Raw genomic sequence first — 18,842 nt, forward strand, 5'->3', positions numbered from 1 at the left:
GCGGAGAGGAATGTCGCGATCATGCAGGTCGAAGAACTTCTCAAGCCCTTCCCGATCAAGGAGTTCCACCCCTTCCCCCGGGCGCTGATGGGTCCGGGCGCCCACGAGCTGATCGGCCCCGAGGCCAAGAAGCTGGGATTCCGGCGCACCCTGGTGATGACCACCGGGCTGCGCGGCAGCGACACCGTGCACAAGATCGTCGAGTCGATGAAGTACCACGGCCTCGAAGTCGTCGTGTACGACAAGGTCGAGTCCAACCCCAAGGACTACAACGTCATGGACGCCGTGGCGCTGTACCAGGAGAACAAGTGCGACTCCTTCGTGTCGATCGGCGGCGGCTCGTCGCACGACGCGTGCAAGGGCGCCCGGATCTCCGTCGCCCACGACGGGCGCAGCGTCAATGACTTCGAGGGCTTCAACAAGTCCGAGAACCCCAAGAACCCGCCGCACATCGCCGTCTCCACCACGGCCGGCACCGGTTCGGAGACATCCTGGGCGTACGTCATCACCGACACCACCACCGACCCCGACAACCCGCACAAGTACGTGGCGTTCGACGACGCCTCGGTGGCCACCCTCGCCATCGACGACCCGACGCTGTACTACGACTGCCCGCTGGACTACACCGCCCAGTGCGGCTTCGACGTCCTCGCCCACGCCAGCGAGCCGTACGTGTCCCGGCTCGACTTCCAGCCCTCACTGGGCAACGCGCTGCACGCCATCCGCCTCACCGCCCGCCACCTGCGCCAGGCGGTGTGGAACGGCCAGGACCTGGCCGGCCGCGAGGGCATGATGTACGCCCAGTACATCGCCGCGCAGGCCTTCAACTCCGGCGGCCTGGGCATCATCCACTCCATCTCGCACGCGGTCAGCGCCTTCTACGACACCCACCACGGCCTCAACAACGCCATCGCGCTGCCCCGCGTCTGGGCGTTCAACATGCCCGCCCACTACGAGCGGTTCGCCGACATCGCCGAGGCGATGGGCGTCGACACGCACGGCATGACCAAGGTGCAGGCCGCCGAGGCCGCCCTCGCCGCGGGCATCCGGCTGCTGCGCGACGTCGGCATTCCGGAGAAGTTCACCGACGTCCAGCAGGACACCTACTCCAAGAACCGCCTCGGCCAGGGCCCGACGAAGTTCTACGAGCAGGCCAAGGAGATCAAGGGCGACGCGGCGGACATCGACCGCATCACCCACCACGTCCTCGGCGACGCCTGCACCCCGGGCAACGCCAAGGAGTGCACCTTCGAGACCGTCCGGCCCGTCGTGGAGCACTGCATGACCGGCGACCTGGACGACCTGCTCGGCTGAGCACCGCCCACTCGGGAGCGGGGGGACGCACCGTGGGAGGTCATCCCCCGCTCCCGCCCCATCGGACGGAGGAACCGTGCCCGCCACACCCGCAAGCCATCCCTTCGGTTCGGTCGACGAGGTCACCGAGCGGTTCGCCGCCGAGGGCTACATCGCCGACCGACGCCTCGCCACCACCGTGTACCTCCAGACCCGCCTCGACAAGCCGCTCCTGCTGGAGGGCCCGGCAGGCGTCGGCAAGACCGAACTCGCCCGCACCCTGGCCGCCGCCACCGGCCGCCGGCTGCTGCGCCTGCAGTGCTACGAGGGCCAGGACGAGAGCCGCGCCCTGTACGAGTGGGACTACGGCAAGCAGTTGCTGTACACCCAGATGCTGCGGGAGAAGATCGGCGAACTCACCGCCGACGCCCCCGACCTGACCTCCGCCGTCCACCGCATCGAGGAACAGGACAGCGTCTTCTTCTCCGACCGCTTTCTCGCCCCCCGGCCCCTGCTGGAGGCCGTGCGCGGCGAGCAGCCGGCGGTGCTGCTGATCGACGAGGTCGACCGGGCCGACGAGGCGCTGGAGGCCGTACTGCTGGAGTGCCTGGGCGAGTACCAGGTGTCGGTACCGGAGATCGGCACCTACACGGCCAAAGTCCCGCCGTACGTGGTGCTCACCTCCAACAACACCCGCGACCTGTCAGCCGCGTTGAAGCGCCGCTGCCTGCATCTCTTCCTCGACTATCCGGACGCGGAACGGGAGTTGGAGATCCTTCGGGCCAAGGACACCGGACTTCCCGAGGCCGCCGCCCGCCACCTGGTGGACGTGGTACGCGGGCTGCGCGAACTGGCGCTGCGCAAGAGCCCCAGCATCTCCGAAACCGTCGACTGGGCCCGCACCCTCGCCGTGCTCGGCGTCGACGAACTCGCCCCGGAGATCCTCGCCGACACCGCCAACGTGGTCCTGAAGTACGAACGGGACCTCAAGCGAGCGCTCGACGTGCTGCCCCGCCTGGTCGACCCCAACCGCACCCTGCCCGAGCCGCACCACCCTCACGATCACCATCACCACGACCATGACCACGACCACGAGCCCGACGGCCGCACCGTACGCGCCGCCATGGACCGGCAGGGCCGCCACGACGAGGGCTACTACGGCGCCCCCGGCGAGGGCCCCACCCACCGCCCCGCGACCGGCGTGGGTCAGGGCGCCCGCTCGTTCGCCGCCATGGCGCGGCGCCGCACCGACTGACCGGGAGGCGTGCATGGAATCCGGGGTGCACCGATTCGTCCGCGTACTGAGGCTGTTCGGCCTGCGGGTCTCCGTCGCGGAGGCGATGGACGCCATGCGCGGAGCCGCCCAGCCCGGCGTACTCGCGGACCGCGAGACACTGCGCGCGGCCCTGCGCATGACCCTGGTGAAGGACCGCCGCGACCACGAACTCTTCGACGAGCTGTTCACGGCGTTCTTCTCCCTGCGCCCGGTCGGCGGCAGCGCCGACGGCCACGGGCACAGCCACGAGCACGACGACCTGACCGACACCGGCGAACTGGAGTCGTTCACCGTCTCCGACGAGCCCTCCGAGACCCCGCAGCAGGGCCACAGCCACGGCAAGCCCTCCGACATCCGTGACTACTTCGACCAGCAGGACCTGGCCCAGCAGTACAACCTCCACCAGGAGGCCAACAAGATCGACCTGGCGTCGATGACCGACGAGATCGTCCTGTCCAAGGACGGCGCCACGGGCGGGCGCGACGACACCCCCTCCGTGCAACTGGAGACCGAGCGGCTGCACGGCGCCGGTGTCCCCGGACGCCTCGCCGCCTCGACCGGACAGCCGATCGACACCGCCCTGACCGTCGCCCAGCGCGACGCCCTGCTGGGCTGGCTCGCCGACCAGGACGACGACCCCGAGGAAGTCAGTGAACTGCGCCGTCAGTTGACGGGCGTCATCGAGGACCTGCCGGAGCTGCTCCGGCGCCACCTCGACCGCCTGGCCGAACTCCAGTCGGTGGCCGTCGAATCCGCCCGGATCGCCGAACGCGCCCGCCTGGAGACCGTCGACGAGGACGAGCGCGGCCAACTGGAGGAGGCGCTGCGCAGGATCGGGCGCACCGTGCACGGCGCCCTCACCAGCCGCCGCCGGGTCAGGCCCGCCGGACGGGTCCACCCGGGCCGCACCATGCGGCACAACATGCGCTACGACGGCGTACCGTTCCGGCCCGTCACCGTCACCCGCGCCGAGGACCGGCCCCGCCTGCTGGTCCTCGCCGACGTCTCCCTGTCCGTGCGGGCCACCGCCCGCTTCACCCTGCACCTGGTGCACGGGCTGCAGTCCCTCTTCGGGCAGGTCCGCTCGTACGCCTTCGTCGACGAACCCACCGAGATCACCGAGCTGTTCGCCGAGCATCCCCTGGAGCGGGCCCTCGGCCTCGTCTTCGACGGGCTCCCGGCCGGCGGCCTGCTGGACGTGGACGCCACCTCCGACTACGGCCGCACCTTCGACACCCTGCTCGCCGACCACGCCTCGGCGCTCGGCCGCCGCACCACCCTGCTGGTCCTGGGCGACGGCCGCGGCAACGGCAACCCGCCCCGCACCGAGACCTTCGCCGAGATCACCCGCCGGGTCCGCCAGGCGATCTGGCTGACCCCCGAGCCCCGCTACTCCTGGAACCTGGGCCGCTGCGACCTGCCCGCCTACGCCGAACACTGCGACCGCGTGCAGGTCGTCGCCGACCTGGCCGGACTGGAACGCACGGCCCACCGGATGGCCGCCGAGGCCGTGGGCCGATGAAGGGGGAGTCGTCGTGAGCGTCCCGAGCCTGCGCGACGCGATCGCCGCGCGCCGCATCGACCCGCTGGCGCCCGGCGCGCCCGGCCTGTACGCCGACCACCTGGTCCGGGTCGTCCGCGAGCCGCGCCGGGTGCCGCCGGACGGACCGCGGCCGATCGTCCGCACCGACCACTTCGTCCTGCGGCGCCGGGGTCGCCGCGTCGAACTGGGTCATCGCCTGCGCCCCGAACAGCTCGACAACGACCTCGCCGGCCTTCTCGCCGAGGAACTCTTCGCCCCCGGCTGGCTCTCCGGCAGCGACATCTTCGAGCGGGTCTTCACCGGCGTGGTCCGCTCCTGCGTGGACGGCGCCCTGCCCGCCTGGACCACCTTCTACGGCAACACCCTGACCCGCATCCGCCAGTCCTTCCAGCACCCGGAGGAGGCCGACCACTCCTCGATCGCCGGGTTCGCCCCCGTGTACCGGTACGCCCTGGACCTCGTCGGCACCGACTCCGTGCTGGACCTGGGCTCCTGCTTCGGCTTCCTGCCCATGCTCCTCGCCGAGCGCGAGGCAGGGGCAGAGGCAGGGGCAGGGTCAGGCACCGTCATCGCCTCCGACCTCTCCGGCGGCACCATGCGCCTGCTCGGCGCGGTGGCCGGTGCCCGGGGCCTCAAGCTGGACGTGCTGGTCTGCGACGCGGCCCAGGTGCCGCTGCCGGACCGCGCGGTCGACACCGTCACTGTCATTCATGTGCTGGAGCACCTCGACACCGAGCACGGGGGCGCCGTCCTGCGGGAGGCGCTGCGGCTGGCACGGCGGCGCGTGGTCGTGGCGGTGCCCTACGAGGACGAGCCGACCGCCGCGTACGGGCACGTGCGGTGCTTCAGCCCGAGGGAGCTGACCGTCCTCGGCCGTAGCACCGGCCGCCCCTTCCGGGTCGCCGCCCACCACGGCGGCTGGCTCGTCGTCGACCTCTGACGCCCGGCGCTGTCAGATCACGCCCAACTTGGTCGCCTCGTACACCACTTCGGCGCGGCTGCCGGCGTCCGTCTTGCGCATGATGTTGCGGACGTGGAACTTCACGGTCGTCTCGGAGATGTACAACTCCGCGCCGATCTCCCGGTTGCTGAGCCCGTGCGCCAGCAACTGGAGCACCTTCAGCTCCCGTTCGGTGAACCTCGGCCGCTCGGGCTGGACCCGCATGGAGCGCACCATCGCGGCGGCCGCGTGCGAGTCGAAGGCGCTCTCGTTGCGGGCCACGGCACGGATGGAGCGCAGCAGTTCCGTGGTGTCGACGTCCTTGACCACATAGCCGCGCGCCCCGTGGTGGATGGCTTGCACCACCAGCGAGTCGTCGAGGAAGGTGGTCAGCACCAGCACCGCCAGGTTCGGGTGGCGCTGCGTCAGCCGCTTGCACAGCTCCAGGCCCTCGGTGTCGGCGGCCGTGGACAGCTTCAGGTCGAGCAGCACGATCGCCGGACGCGTCCGCTCCACGACGGCCTCGGCCTCGGCGGCCGTGCTCGCCTCACCGACCACGTCCAGGTCGCTCTCGCGCTCCAGGATGGACCGCAGCCCGTGCCGGACGATGGCGTGGTCGTCGACCAGCACGATCCGCAGCGCCTCGGTGGCCGTCCCGGCCCGCTGTTCGATGGTCATCCGGTGCCTCCTACGGCGTCTTTCACCGGCAGCGGAACGTCGACCCGCAACAGGACGCCTCCCATCTTCGACCGGCGGATGGACAGTCTTCCGGCGAGCTCCTCCGCGCGGGCGACCATGTTCGCCAGACCGCGGTGACGCCCGCCCAGGTCGGTGGCCCTGGCCATGCGCAGGGCGCGGCGCAGCTGAGCCGGTTCGCCGTCACCGTCGTCGGAGACGGTCAGCACGATCGCGTCGGGCAGGTAGCGCAGCCGGACCAGGGCCCGGCGGGCGTTGCCGTGGGTCGCGGAGTTGAACAGGGCCTCGCCGGTCAGCCGCAGGATCGACTGCTCCGCCTGGGGCGGCAGCGGCACCGGACGGCCCGCCACCTGCACCCGTACGTCCAGGTCCGTCGGCAGATGCACCGTGGACAGCCGCTCCAGCATCACCGGCAGCGGCCCGACCGGCTCCTTCGAGGTCCGGTTCAGGGCGTAGATCGCGGCGCGCAGCCGCTCCACGGCCTGCCGGTTGAGGTCCTTGGCGCCGGCCAGCCGCTCGGCGATGTCCGCGGCGGGCCCGCCCAGCGCCTCCAGTTCCGCCCGGCACACCTCCAGGGTCATGCCCGCGCTGAGGACGTACTGCGAGACGCTGTCGTGCAACTCCCGCGCGATACGGCGCCGTTCGTCGTCCAGCGCCTGCCGGTGCATGGCGTCCAGCAGCCGCGCCTGCGTCTCGGCCAGCTCGGCGCTGCGCGCGGCCAGATCACGGGCCTGCTGCTCGGCCGCCTCGGACAGTTCGTCGGCCCGGCCGCGCAACGTGGTCGCCGCATGGAACAGGAAGGTGTGGTGCAGCGCCACGGCGGCCTGGTTGGCGAGCACCCGCAGGATCGCCAGATCGGTGTCCGCGACCTCCACACCGGCGCCGGGCTGGGCGGCGATCCCGCCGACCGGTTCGTCGTCCAGCGTCATCGGCGCCCGCACCCAGTCCCGGCCCTGACCCGGTCCCTGCGCCTCCCAGGGGCGGGTCCGCAGCAGCTCCAGGTGGTAGCGCGCCTCGGCCGGTATCCGCGTCTCGTCGTCGATGAGCACGTCGTCCGCGTAGAGCAGGAATCGGGGCCGCGCCGCGCGCAGCGCGCCGTCCGCGACCGCCAGCAGCAGCCAGCGGGCCCGCAGATGCTCCGCCGCGGTCCGTACGACCGTCTCCACCAGCGCGCGCGGCCCCTCCGCGGTGCGTACCAGGGCGCGGGATATGCCGTCGAGGGCCTCCACCGTCCGCTCCAGCCGCTCGGTGGAGCGCACGTACGCCGGGTAGTACGACCGCTTGCCCGACCGCAGCCCGGTCAGCACGCCCAGGTCGGCGGTGTGGTGCGACGGTTCGAGCTCGCTCACCGGGACCGCCTCACAGCGCTTCCCGGAACAGCGTCTCCACGTCCCGCAGTTCCACGATCCGGGGGTTGGTCGCCATGCACGCGTCCTTCAGCGTCGTACGCGCCAGCACCGGCACATCGCCCTCGACCACGCCGAGGCTGGCCAGCCCCTTCGGCACACCGACGTCGTCCGCCAGCGCCCGCACCAGATCCGCGAGCCGGGCCGCCACCTCGTACGCAGGTACACCCGCCGTCGGCAGTCCGGCTGCCTTGCCGAGCGCCACGAACCGGTCCGGCCACGCCTCGGCGTTGAACCGGATCACATGCGGCAGCAGCACACCGTTGACCACGCCGTGCGGGGCGTCGAGCAGCCCGCCGACCTGGTGGCTCATGGCGTGCGTGGCGCCCAGGATGGCGTTGGTGAACGCCATCCCCGCGTGCAGCGCGGCCTGCGCCATCGCCAGGCGGGCGCCGAAGTCCTTGGGCTCCAGCTGGGTGCGCAGCAGGTTTCCCATGATCAGCTCGACCGCGTGCAGGGCATGCATGTCCGTCAGCGGATTGTGCGCCCGGGAGACGAACGCCTCGATGGCGTGCGTCAGCGCGTCCAGGCCGGTAGCCGCGTTCAGCCAGGGCGGCATGGTGGTCAGCAGCCGCGGATCGATCACCGAGATGTCGGGGACGAGCGTACGGCTCACAATGGTGATCTTGATGTGGGCGGTGGTGTCGGTGATCACCGCGAACTGCGACACATCCGCCCCGGTGCCGGATGTCGACGGCACCATCACGGTCGGCGGGATGGGGTGTACGACCCGGTCCACACCCTCGTAGTCGAGGATCCGCCCGCCGTTGCCCGACAGGATCGCCACACCCTTGGCCGCGTCGATGACCGAGCCGCCGCCCACGCCCACGATCACATCGCAGCCGCTCTCCACGTACCGCTCGTAGCCGCCCTGGACCTCGTGATCCTTCGGATTGGGCGTGAGGTCGGACCACATCACGGGCCGCAGACCCGCCCGCCGCAGATGCGCCACCGCCTCGTCCGCCCAGCCCGCCGCCATCAGCCCGGGGTCGGTGACCAGGAAGGGACGCCGGCCCCCCAGACGCAGCGCGCAATGGCCCAGCTCGGTGAGCGAGCCGGGACCGAAGACGATCTCGGGGACGTGGAACTTGGCCAGCCGCGCGGACTCCCGGACAGCGGCCGTGCTCGTCCGCTGCGGGCCCAGCAGCTCGCCCTGGTGCTCGTCGCGGCTCCAGTCGGCGGTCGGGTCGTTCCCCGTCACTACCTCCTCGGACGTGAGCGACATGCGACCTCCCAAGGGCGCGCGGCCCGCTACGCAGACGCAACGCCGATTTTACGCCGGGGTGGCTGACAACACTGGCGCCCGACCGACGACCACGCTAGGCGAGCCCTCCCGGACGCGACACCTGTCCGATCGGACAGGTACCCGAGGCCCGACCGGAGGGGTGCGCCGGACCGGCCAAGGTGGACAATAGTCGCTTGTCCCCGTTCTACGGCAGGGAAAAGCACATGTCACACCGCAGTGACCTGCGGCGCCGCAGGGTCAGCCTGGAGAGCGAGTGGTCCCGCTGGGTGCCGCGCATGAAAGCGGCGGGATCGTATCCGGTCGGCGTGGAGACGGTGCGCCGCGATGTCACCGAGTCCTGGATGCGGTCGCTGAGCAGTGTGGACCCCGACCGGGACAGCGCCCCCGTCACCGACGAGGGACGGGTCGAGGACCGCTGGAGCGGATCGCCGCTGCGCGCCCCCGTCGACGGCCTCGCCGACGAACTGCGCGACATCGCCGACGACGCCGGCTTCGTCACCGCCGTCACCGACGAGTCCGGCACCATCCTGTGGACCTGCGGCGGGCCGACCATGCGCCGCCGCGCCGAACGCGTCAACTTCGCCCCCGGCGGCCGCTGGGACGAGCGGGCCATGGGCACCAACGCCCTCTCCCTCTCGCTGCGCACCGGCCGACCCACCTCCGTCTTCTCCGCCGAGCACCTGGTCACCGCCCTGCACGGCTGGGTCTGCTACTGCGCCCCCGTCCACGGCCCCGACGGACGCATCCTCGGCGTGCTGGACATGTCCACCACCTGGGACCGCTCCAACCCGCTGGCCATGGCCACCGTGCGCTCCCTCGTCGCCACCATCGAATCCCGCCTGCGCACCGAGGCCCCCGTCCCCGCCCCGCGCACCACCAGCCCCCTCACCCTCACCTGCCTCGGCAGCGAACAAGCACTCCGCGACGGCACCGTGGTGCCCCTGCGCCCCCGCCAGGTCGAGATCCTCACCCTGCTCGCCCTGGAACCCGACGGCTTCTCACCCGAGCGCCTGCGCGACGCCCTCTACGGCGACCGAGCCGTCACCACCTCCACCTTCAAGGCCGAGATCTCCCACCTGCGCCGCGCCCTCGACGGCGGCGTCGCCACCCGCCGCTACGCCCTCACCACCCCCGTGACCTGCGACGCGGCCGACGTACTGCGCGCGCTGGAACAGGGCGACACCGAGACCGCGCTGCGTCTGTACCGAGGCCCGCTGCTGCCCCGGTCCGAGGCGCCCGGCATCCAGGAGTGGCGCACCCACCTGGAGGTGTCCGTCCGCGCCGCCGTACTGGCGTCCACCAACCCCGACGACGCCCTGCGCTACGGCGAGCGCGCACCCTACGACGCCGAGGTGCACGAGCACGCGCTGAACCTGCTGGACTCCCGCGACCCGCGGCGCGCCATCGCGGCCGGACGCCTGGCGGCGGCGCTCAGGGACTGAACCAGGGACTGACCGGCGTCGGGCGCTGAGGGTGCCGGCGGCCGAGGGCTCGCGCGGGGCGCCAACCTCTCGCCAACCCGGCGGTCGCACAGTGCGGAACAGCACGACGGCACGGACCGTCGCGCAGCACCGCACTCACCCTTCACCTAGGAGAGCCGCCATGGTGTACGCGCAGCCGGGAACCGACGGCAGCATCGTCAACTTCGCCAAGCGATACGACAACTTCATCGGCGGCGACTGGGTCGCCCCCGTGGAGGGCCGCTACTTCGCCAACACCACGCCGGTCACCGGCAAGACGTTCTGCGAGGTCGCCCGCTCCTCCGCCGCCGACATCGACCTCGCCCTCGACGCCGCCCACGCGGCCGCCCCGCGCTGGGGCGCCACCTCGACCACCGAGCGGGCGAACATCCTGAACCGGATCGCCGACCGCCTTGAGGAGAACCTGGAGAAGCTCGCCGTCGCGGAGAGCTGGGAGAACGGCAAGCCGGTGCGCGAGACGCTGGCCGCCGACATCCCCCTGGCGATCGACCACTTCCGCTACTTCGCCGGAGTGGTCCGCGCCCAGGAGGGCAGCATCGCCGAGATCGACGAGGACACGATCGCCTACCACTTCCACGAGCCGCTGGGCGTGGTCGGCCAGATCATCCCGTGGAACTTCCCCATCCTGATGGCCGCCTGGAAGCTCGCGCCCGCGCTGGCCGCCGGCAACTGCGTCATCATCAAGCCCGCCGAGCAGACCCCGGCGAGCCTCCTCTACGTGGTCGAGCTGATCGCGGACCTGCTCCCGCCGGGTGTCCTGAACGTCGTCAACGGCTTCGGCGTGGAGGCGGGCAAGCCGCTGGCGTCCAGCCCGCGCATCGCCAAGGTCGCCTTCACCGGCGAGACCACCACCGGCCGTCTGATCATGCAGTACGCGTCCGAGAACATCATCCCGGTCACCCTCGAACTCGGCGGCAAGTCGCCCAACATCTTCCTGCCGGACGTGATGGCCGCCGACGACGACTACCTGGACAAGGCCGTCGAGGGCTTCGTGATGTTCGCGCTGAACCAGGGCGAGGTGTGCACCTGCCCGTCCCGCGCGCTCATCCACTCCTCCATCTACGACGAGTTCATGGCCCGCTGCGTGGAGCGCACCAAGGCCATCGTCAGCGGCGACCCGCTCGACCCGGCCACCATGATCGGCGCCCAGGCCAGCAACGACCAGTACGAGAAGATCCTCTCCTACATCGACATCGGCAAGCAGGAGGGCGCCGAACTCCTCACCGGCGGCGGCCCGAGGTCGGTGCCCGGACTGGAGGGCGGCTACTACGTCGAGCCCACCATCTTCCGCGGCACCAACGACATGCGGATCTTCCAGGAGGAGATCTTCGGCCCCGTTGTCTCCGTCACCACCTACGACTCCGTCGACGAGGCCCTGAGCATCGCCAACGACACCCTGTACGGCCTGGGCGCCGGCGTGTGGACCCGGGACGGCAACACCGCCTACCGCCTCGGCCGCGGCATCAAGGCGGGCCGCGTGTGGACCAACTGCTACCACGCCTACCCGGCGCACGCCGCGTTCGGCGGCTACAAGAAGTCCGGCATCGGCCGCGAGACCCACAAGATGATGCTGGACCACTACCAGCAGACCAAGAACCTGCTGGTCAGCTACTCCGGCCAGAAGCTCGGGTTCTTCTGATGACCGCCCGCACCAGGCGCGTGGAGCTGACCGAGGCCGCCGAGGACCTGGTGCGACGGCTCACCGCGACCCACGGCCCGGTGATGTTCCACCAGTCGGGCGGCTGCTGCGACGGCAGCGCACCCATGTGCTACCCGCGAGGCGAGTTCAAGGTCGGCGCCGCGGACGTCCTCCTGGGCCACGTCGCCGGTGACACCCCCTTCTGGATGAGCGCCGACCAGTACGCGTACTGGCGGCACACCCACCTCACCGTCGACGTGGTCCCGGGCCGGGGCAGCGGCTTCTCCCTCGAATCCCCCGAGGGCGTCCGCTTCCTGATCCGCTCCCGCGTCCTCACGGACGAGGAATGGCGAACCCTCGCCGCGGAACCCCCGCTCCCGACCGGAGCGGACACCGCGCACTGACGACCACCGCGCCGGCGCAGGCGGTGGGTGCGAAAGGGGCCGGACACCAAGAAGGTGCCCGGCCCCGTCCGCTTAGGATCACCGGATGACGTACGGCAGGCTGGGCGACGTGATCGCCACGGGGTTGACAGACCGTCTCGACGTGCGCGAGAGGACGGTGCTGGAACGCAGAGCCCGCATCAAGGCCTGCGCCGAGGAACCCTCCTCCCTCGATCCCGGCGGCTGGTGGTACGCGGTTCCGGGCGCGACGTACGAGGGCCTCTTCGACGCGCTCGGCCTGCACGACCGCTTCCCGGTCACGCTGTACGAAGGCTCCGACGTCGAGGGCTTGCCGTGGCGCCGACCCGCGTTGCCCACGTTCATCACGCCGGAACTGGACGGTTGGCGACTGATCTTCGGGAACCTGCCCGATGTGGTCGGCATCGACTGGGACGACTGGATGGGCGCGGCGGAACGGCTGAGCGCCGCGTGCGGGGAGGCGCAAATGTTCTACGAGGACTCGGCGGCGGGTTCGGATGTCTGGGTGGTCGCCGAGAAGGGCACCATCCGCCGCCGCTACGCGGCCGAGAGCGACCCGGAGTGGATCGGCGAACCCGCCGAGAACTTGGAGAGTGCCGCCGAGGCATGCGGTCACCTGTCGGTCGACCCCACCACCCTCGGCCCGTCCACGCGCGTGCGCGGCTGCGGCTGGCTGGCCCTGACCGAGCCCGGCATCGGCCACGAAGGGCTTCCTGCCCTTGTGGGACTGGGATAACGGGAAATGAGGCTCCTGTCGGCTCGACTCCTACGGGCCCTGGAACGGTGGAACGCCACCTACCCCTGGGACCACAACGCGCACTACCACCGCTGGATCCTGCGACAGGTGCCGAGACGCTTCGACCGTGCGCTGGACGCCGGTTCCGGCAGCGGCGATCTCGCCAGGCTGCTGGCCGCACGAGCCGACGCGGTGGAGGCCGTCGATTCCGATCCGGGGATCACGGCCCAGGCCCGCAAGCTGACCCCTCCCGAACTGCCCGTCACCTTCACGGTCACGGACGCCATGACCGAACTGCCCGCCGGACCGTACGACGTCATCACCTGTGTCGCGGTGATCCACCATTTGCCCTTCACCGAGGCCCTGTTGAGGTTCCGCGCTGATCTGGCCCCAGGCGGAACCCTGGTGATCGTCGGCCTGACCCACCCCCAAGGCCCCTTGGACCACCTGCTCGGAGCCCTCGCCATCCCGGCCAACGCCGCCATGGGCTGGCTGAGGAACAGGGGACGCCCCGCGCAGCGGCCCATCGCCATGACGGCCCGAACTCACCAGCCGGACATGACCTTTGACGAGATCACTCGCGAAGCCAGGGCCGTCCTCCCGGGCGCCAGGCTGCGACGACGTCTGTTCTGGCGCTACACGCTTGTGTGGAAGCGGCCGTGAGGGGAGCGAGATGTCGGTAACGCCGGGTGCTGGCGGGGCAGACAGCGTGTCAAATTGCCGCTAGAGTCCCCAGTTGGGCACGGCCAGCTCCGGCTGGCTGCGACGGGAATGGGTCCGACGTCCCTTTCGGGCGTGGCCGCCGACCGAGTCGGTGCCGCGTCAATCGCGACAACTTCATACGCGGCCTGTACGTCGGCAGGGCCTCAGTTGATCATCCGTCTTGAGGGTGGTCGGCCTGAGACACCTGCCCTCCTGCATGCGGATCGCGCTCAGTTCGACCACCCGTCGTCCACGGGAGGGACCCGAGCGTGGAACTGCAGATCGTCCTGGCCATTCTGGGCGTGGCCAGCGTGCTGTCCGCCTTTCTGTTCGCCCTGAAAGGCTTGCTCGACCAGATCCCGGACGTCATCCGTTCCTGGCGCCGTGTGGTCGACGAGGCCCGCCGCTCCCGCCCCGAACACGATCCCGCGCCGGAAGAGGGAGACGGCGGTGCCGCCGGTCCCGGTCAGTACACGTCCCGGACGTAGCGCTTCTCCGCCGCCAACCGCTTGACGTACACGTCCGCCTCGTCCCGGTCCAAGCCACCGTGCGCGACGACGACGTCCCGAAGCGCCTGGTCGACGTCCTTCGCCATGCGCCCGGCGTCGCCGCAGACATAGAAGTGGGCGCCGTCCTGGAGCCACTGCCACAGGCGGGAACCGTGTTCGCGCATGCGGTCCTGGACGTAGATCTTGTTGCGCTGGTCGCGGGAGAAGGCGAGGTCGAGGCGGTTGAGGTGGCCGGACGCCCGGTACGCCTCCAGGTCCTCGCGGTAGTAGAAGTCCGTGGCCTCGCGCTGCTCGCCGAAGAAGAGCCAGTTGGCGCCGGTGTGCCCACGGACCTGGCGGTCTTCGAGGAAGCCGACGAAGGGGGCCACGCCGGTACCGGGACCGACCATGATCATGGGCGTGGCCGGGTCGGCCGGCGGGCGGAAGTGCGGCGAGCGCTGCACGAAGACCTGCACCGGACCGTCGTCCGCGTGGTCGGCGAGGTAGGTCGAGCACACGCCCTTCCGGTCGCGGCCGAGGTCGTTCGTGTAGCGCACGACGGAGACCGTGAGGCGGACCTCGCTGGGATGGGCCAGCGGGCTGGAGGAGATGGAGTACAGGCGGGGCTGCAGCCGCTTGAGGACGCCCGTCCAGTCCGCGGCGGAGGCGCGGATGGGGAACTCGGCGATGACATCGGCGGCCTGACGGCCCCAACTCCACTGCGCCAGCGCGTCCTTGTTGTCCGGCCGCAGCAGCCGCTTCAGCATGTGGCTGCCCGTGCGCTCGGTGACGAACTTCAGCAGGTCCGTCGTGATGCGGGAGATGTCCAGGCGGGTGCGCAGCGCCTCTTCGAGGGGGAGCCGAGTACCGGTGCCGAGATCCACCGGCTCGTCGGGGTCGAGCCCGGTGAGCGCGAGCCATTCGGCGACGAGTGAGGGGTCGTTGGCCGGCCAGACTCCGAGGGCGTCTCCGGCCTCGTAGGCGAGTTCGCCGCCGCGCGTGTCGAAGGCGAACTGGCGTACCTCCTTCTGCGAACCGGGCAGGCTCAGCAGCCGATTGCCGATGAGGAGGGTGGCGAAGGGGGAGGCCTTGGTGTAGGTGGAGGGCGCAGCGACGGTGCCCCTTCTGGAGACCGGAACGGTGGATGTCGTTTCGTCCGCGCGCACGGGCAGGGGCTGCTGTTCGTCCGCCGTCGCCAGCGCCGTAAGCACCCGTTCGAGCCATTGTGCGGCGGGCTCCTCGAAGTCGGGTTCGCAGTCGGTGCGGGGCAGGAGACGGGTCGCGCCGAGGGCGTCGAGGCGCTCGTCCAGTCGGCGGCCGTGACCGCAGAAGTCGTCGTAACTGGAGTCACCGAAGGCGAGGACTGCGTAGCGGATGCCCTCCAGGCGGGCGGCGTCCGGCGCGGACAGGGCGTTCCAGAAATCGGTTCCGTTGTCCGGGGCGTCGCCGTCGCCGAAGGTGCTGGTGACGAGGAGGACGTCGGTGTCGGCGGTGAGATGCTCCGGAGTCATCTCGGCCATAGGGATCAGCTCGGGGGTACGGCCGACCGCGGCAAGGCGTGCGGCAGCCGCCGCGGCGAACTCCTCGGCGTTGCCCGTCTGCGAGGCCCACAGGATGAGCAGACGGCGGGTCGGCGCGCCAACGGCTCCCGACTGCGCCGGAGGGGCCGCCACTGCGGCACGGGAGAACGCACCGGCGAGCACCCCGTCCACCCACAGCGCGTGCTCCGGCTCGAAAGGCGCCCCCGGCGGCAGCACAGGCACCCGACCGTCAGCCGGCGGCGCCGCGGCGAGGCCGGACAGAAACCCCGAGAGGTACTGCCGCTGCGGCTCGCCGAGCGGCGCGGGGGACAGGTCGCTGATACCGAACGCGGCGGCGAGCGCGTACACGGGGGAGTCCGCAGGGACGGACACCACCTCCGGCTCGGGGGCCGCGTGTTCGCTTGCCGCAGGAGCCGGCGCTTTCGCGAGCGTCACCGCGCAGACCTTGAACTCGGGCTGGAAGGACAGCGGGTCGATGGCGTCGCTGGTCACGGCGTTGATGCTGAGGTACTCCCCGAACAGGTCGTTCCAGTGGAACGGGGCGAAGCACGTACCGGGCCGCACCCGATCCGTGACCACGACCGGCAGCACGGCACGCCCACGGCGCGAAGCGACCTCCAGATGCTCCCCCTCGGCCACACCCAGAGTCACCGCGTCCTCCGGATGCACCTCCACGAACGACCCGGGGTTGAGCTTGTTGAGCTTGGCGACCTTCCCGGTCTTGGTCAGCGTGTGCCACTGGTGCTGAAGACGGCCCGTGTTGAGGACGAACGGGTAGTCATCGTCCGGGAGTTCGGCCGCGGGCAGGTGCGGTCGGGCGAAGAACCGCGCGCGCCCACTCGCCGTCGCGAAGGCCAGCCGCGGCCGGGTCCCGTCCTCCCGCTCCAACAAGGCCTGACTGACGCCGTCATTGAGGTACCGGATCGGATTGCGGTCCGCCCCGTCCACGGACGCCACCGGCCACTGCACGGGCGTAGCCCGCAACCGCTCGTACGTCACACCGCGCACATCCCAGCCGGTCTTCGGGTTCCACGCCTGCTTCAGCTCCTCGAAGACCTCCTCGGCCGAGGCATAGGTGAAGCCCTCCGCGAAGCCCATCTCGCAGGCCACCCGCGCGATCAACTGCCAGTCGGGCAGGGCCTGTCCGGGCGGGTCGACGACGCCCTGGACGAGGGTGAGGTTGCGCTCGGAGTTGACCATGATGCCGTCGGACTCGGCCCACAGCGTGGCGGGCAGCACGACATCGGCGTACGCATTCGTCTCGGTCTCGGCGAACACGTCCTGTGTGATGACGAGTTCGGCGGCTTCAAGCCCGGCGATGACGGTCTTGCGGTTGGCGACGGAGGCGACGGGGTTGGTGCAGATGATCCAGCATGCCTTGATGTCACCCTCCGCCATCTGCTCGAACATCTCGACCGTGCCGCGCCCGACTTCGGTCCGCAGGGATCCGTCCGGGATGTCCCACAGCTTCTCGACGAACGCCCGCTCCTCCTCGACCAGGACGGACCGCTGCCCGGGCAGGCCGGGCCCCATGTAACCCATCTCGCGCCCGCCCATCGCATTGGGCTGACCGGTCAGCGAGAAAGGGCCGGACCCCGGACGGCAGATGGCACCGGTAGCGAGGTGCAGATTGACCAGCGCGTTCGTGTTCCACGTGCCGTGCGTGGACTGGTTCAGCCCCATGGTCCAGCAGCTCATCCACTCACCGGCCTCACCGATCCACCGCGCGGCCTGCCGGATGTCGGCCTCCGGGATACCGGTGATCTCCGCGACCTTCGCGGGCGGATAGTCGGCGAGGAAGCCGGGCATCTCCTCCCAGCCCTCGGTGAACTCGGCGATGAACTCCTGATCCGTCTGACCGTTCTCGACCAGCAGATGCAGCAGACCATTGAGCAGCGCCAGGTCAGTACCGGGTTTGATCTGCAGGAACAGGTCCGCCTTGTCGGCGGTGGCGTTGCGACGCGGGTCGACGACGATCAGCTTGGCGCCCGAGGACTTGACCCGGTCCATCATCCGCAGGAAGAGGATCGGGTGGCAGTCGGCCATGTTGGAGCCGATCACGAAGAACACGTCCGCGTGGTCGAAGTCCTGGTACGAGCCGGGCGGGCCGTCCGCGCCCAGTGACAGCTTGTATCCGGTCCCGGCGCTCGCCATGCACAGCCGCGAGTTGGACTCGATCTGATTCGTCCGCACGAACCCCTTGGCCAGCTTGTTCGCCAGGTACTGCGCCTCCAGGGACATCTGCCCGGAGACGTAGAAGGACAGCGCGTCCGGCCCGTGCTCGTCCAGGATGGCCCGCAGCCGGGCGGCGACCGACGAGATCGCCTCGTCCACATCGGCCCCGACCGGCTCGGCACCCCGCTCGGCCCGCACCAGCGCCTGCCCCAGCCGTCCCGGCGCGGCCATCATGTCCGCGCTGGTCGAACCCTTGGTGCACAGCCGGCCCTGGTTGGCGGGGTGCTCCTTGTCCCCGTACGTCTTGGCCGCGCGGCGCCGCCCGTCGGCCGGGTCCCGGGTGATGTCCAGGACGATTCCACAGCCGACCCCGCAGTACGAGCAGACCGTACGGACGCTGCCGTCCTTCGCGTCAGAAGCCACCGGAAATCCCACCCCGTCACGCGTGTCCCGCCATGAACCGGGGCTGCCGCGCCGGTGCGGACAGCCCCACGCCCGCCACCGTATGAAGATCGAATTACCAGCCCGTCACGCATCGGGAACGCCCGGGGTTACACCACCCGCACACACCGCTCGGCGATCATGTGAGACAGGTGCGGGAGGAAGAAGAGGTCAGCGGCGCAGCCCCAAGGCCTCCCGGCCCGCGTAGCGCGCCTGGCCGCCCAGCTCGTGCTCGATACGGACGAGCTGGTTGTACTTGGCGGTGCGGTCGGCGCGGGAGAGGGAACCGGTCTTGATCCGGCCGCAGCCGGTGGCGACCGCGAGGTCGGCGATCGAGGTGTCCTCGGTCTCGCCGGAGCGGTGGGACATGACGACGGTGTATCCGGCGCGGTGCGCGGTGGCGACGGTGGCCAGGGTCTCGGTGAGGGTGCCGATCTGGTTGACCTTGACCAGGATCGAGTTGGCTATCCCGTCCCGGATGCCGGCGCGCAGCAGCGTCTCGTTGGTGCAGAAGACGTCGTCACCGGTGAGCTGGCAGCGCTTGCCCAGCCGTGCGGTCGGCTCCCGCCAGCCGCTGTGGTCGTCCTCGGCCATCGGGTCCTCGATGGAGGCCACGGGGTAACGGTCGACCAGCGACACCAGGTAGCCGGCGTGCTGCTCGGGGGTGCGGCGGACGCCCTCGCCCGCGTAGTCGCAGACGCCGTCGCGGAAGAACTCCGAGGTGGCCGGGTCCATGACGAGCGTGATGTCGGTGCCGGGCTTGTAAGAGGTCTGCTCGATGGCGGGTACGACGAAGTCCAGGGCCTCCTCGGCGGTG

14 protein-coding genes and 1 pseudogene are annotated in these 18,842 nt (G+C 70.7%); 10 read left to right on the forward strand and 5 right to left on the reverse strand.

Features of this window, described 5'->3' with window-relative positions:
• Window positions 1-21: 21 nt before the first annotated feature.
• From mdo to mftM, 4 genes are all read left to right on the forward strand, one after another.
• Complete coding sequence (mdo, locus tag ACZ7L7_RS32035) at window positions 22-1,314, forward strand: NDMA-dependent methanol dehydrogenase (protein ID WP_285516256.1); 1,293 nt, start codon at window positions 22-24, stop codon at window positions 1,312-1,314.
• 76 nt (window positions 1,315-1,390) lie between these two features.
• Window positions 1,391-2,548: an AAA family ATPase gene (locus ACZ7L7_RS32040; protein WP_472077757.1), complete on the forward strand. Its 1,158-nt coding sequence runs from the start codon at window positions 1,391-1,393 to the stop codon at window positions 2,546-2,548.
• A gap of 13 nt (window positions 2,549-2,561) precedes the next feature.
• Complete coding sequence (locus tag ACZ7L7_RS32045) at window positions 2,562-4,091, forward strand: VWA domain-containing protein (protein WP_472077758.1); 1,530 nt, start codon at window positions 2,562-2,564, stop codon at window positions 4,089-4,091.
• 13 nt (window positions 4,092-4,104) lie between these two features.
• Window positions 4,105-5,052 (forward strand): mycofactocin oligosaccharide methyltransferase MftM, encoded by a 948-nt coding sequence (gene mftM / locus ACZ7L7_RS32050; protein WP_472077759.1) that lies wholly within the window; start codon window positions 4,105-4,107, stop codon window positions 5,050-5,052.
• Between the two features lie 12 nt (window positions 5,053-5,064).
• Here mftM and ACZ7L7_RS32055 read toward each other — a convergent pair whose 3' ends face one another.
• Genes ACZ7L7_RS32055 through ACZ7L7_RS32065 form a run of 3 tightly spaced genes read right to left on the reverse strand, consistent with a single transcriptional unit; the run spans window position 5,065 to window position 8,379 of the window.
• Window positions 5,065-5,730 carry a MadR family response regulator transcription factor gene (locus ACZ7L7_RS32055; protein WP_285516252.1) on the reverse strand — a complete coding sequence of 222 codons (666 nt, stop codon included), beginning with the start codon at window positions 5,728-5,730 and terminating at the stop codon, window positions 5,065-5,067.
• The gene (locus ACZ7L7_RS32060) at window positions 5,727-7,097 is read right to left on the reverse strand and encodes a MadS family sensor histidine kinase (RefSeq protein ID WP_285516251.1); all 1,371 of its coding nucleotides are present in this window, start codon (window positions 7,095-7,097) and stop codon (window positions 5,727-5,729) included. The genes ACZ7L7_RS32055 and ACZ7L7_RS32060 overlap by 4 nt, the downstream gene beginning before the upstream one ends.
• 10 nt (window positions 7,098-7,107) lie before the next feature.
• On the reverse strand, window positions 7,108-8,379 hold the full coding sequence (locus tag ACZ7L7_RS32065) for an iron-containing alcohol dehydrogenase (protein WP_285516250.1): 1,272 nt from the start codon (window positions 8,377-8,379) through the stop codon (window positions 7,108-7,110).
• 224 nt (window positions 8,380-8,603) lie between these two features.
• On the opposite strand from ACZ7L7_RS32065, the gene ACZ7L7_RS32070 reads away from it, so the two are divergent.
• The 6 genes from ACZ7L7_RS32070 to ACZ7L7_RS32095 all read left to right on the forward strand — a co-directional run bounded on the left by ACZ7L7_RS32070 (window position 8,604) and on the right by ACZ7L7_RS32095 (window position 13,868).
• Entirely contained in the window at window positions 8,604-9,842 is a 1,239-nt protein-coding gene (locus tag ACZ7L7_RS32070) for a transcriptional regulator (RefSeq protein WP_285516249.1), read from the forward strand.
• A 160-nt stretch (window positions 9,843-10,002) separates the two neighbouring features.
• Window positions 10,003-11,520, forward strand: coding sequence for an aldehyde dehydrogenase (gene adh, locus ACZ7L7_RS32075; protein WP_453600638.1), 1,518 nt, complete (start codon window positions 10,003-10,005; stop codon window positions 11,518-11,520).
• A complete protein-coding gene (locus ACZ7L7_RS32080; RefSeq protein ID WP_285516247.1) occupies window positions 11,520-11,924 on the forward strand; it encodes a DUF779 domain-containing protein in 405 nt (134 codons plus the stop codon). The genes adh and ACZ7L7_RS32080 overlap by 1 nt, the downstream gene beginning before the upstream one ends.
• An 85-nt stretch (window positions 11,925-12,009) precedes the next feature.
• Window positions 12,010-12,678, forward strand: coding sequence for a hypothetical protein (locus ACZ7L7_RS32085; RefSeq protein WP_453600641.1), 669 nt, complete (start codon window positions 12,010-12,012; stop codon window positions 12,676-12,678).
• A 6-nt stretch (window positions 12,679-12,684) separates the two neighbouring features.
• Window positions 12,685-13,341, forward strand: coding sequence for a class I SAM-dependent methyltransferase (locus tag ACZ7L7_RS32090; RefSeq protein WP_453600644.1), 657 nt, complete (start codon window positions 12,685-12,687; stop codon window positions 13,339-13,341).
• 308 nt (window positions 13,342-13,649) lie between these two features.
• Window positions 13,650-13,868, forward strand: a complete 219-nt coding sequence (locus tag ACZ7L7_RS32095; RefSeq protein ID WP_285516244.1) for a hypothetical protein — start codon at window positions 13,650-13,652, stop codon at window positions 13,866-13,868.
• On the opposite strand, the gene ACZ7L7_RS32100 is transcribed toward ACZ7L7_RS32095, so the two are convergent.
• Together ACZ7L7_RS32100 and ACZ7L7_RS32105 are read right to left on the reverse strand one after the other, a co-directional pair.
• Window positions 13,847-18,007, reverse strand: coding sequence for a molybdopterin-dependent oxidoreductase (locus ACZ7L7_RS32100; RefSeq protein ID WP_472077760.1), 4,161 nt, complete (start codon window positions 18,005-18,007; stop codon window positions 13,847-13,849). The two genes, ACZ7L7_RS32095 and ACZ7L7_RS32100, sit on opposite strands and share 22 nt — an antisense overlap.
• A gap of 189 nt (window positions 18,008-18,196) precedes the next feature.
• A pseudogene (locus tag ACZ7L7_RS32105) lies at window positions 18,197-18,841 on the reverse strand (phosphopyruvate hydratase family protein); the annotation flags it as partial.
• Window position 18,842: the final 1 nt, after the last annotated feature.

The organism is Streptomyces sp. NPDC110618, from assembly GCF_055657065.1.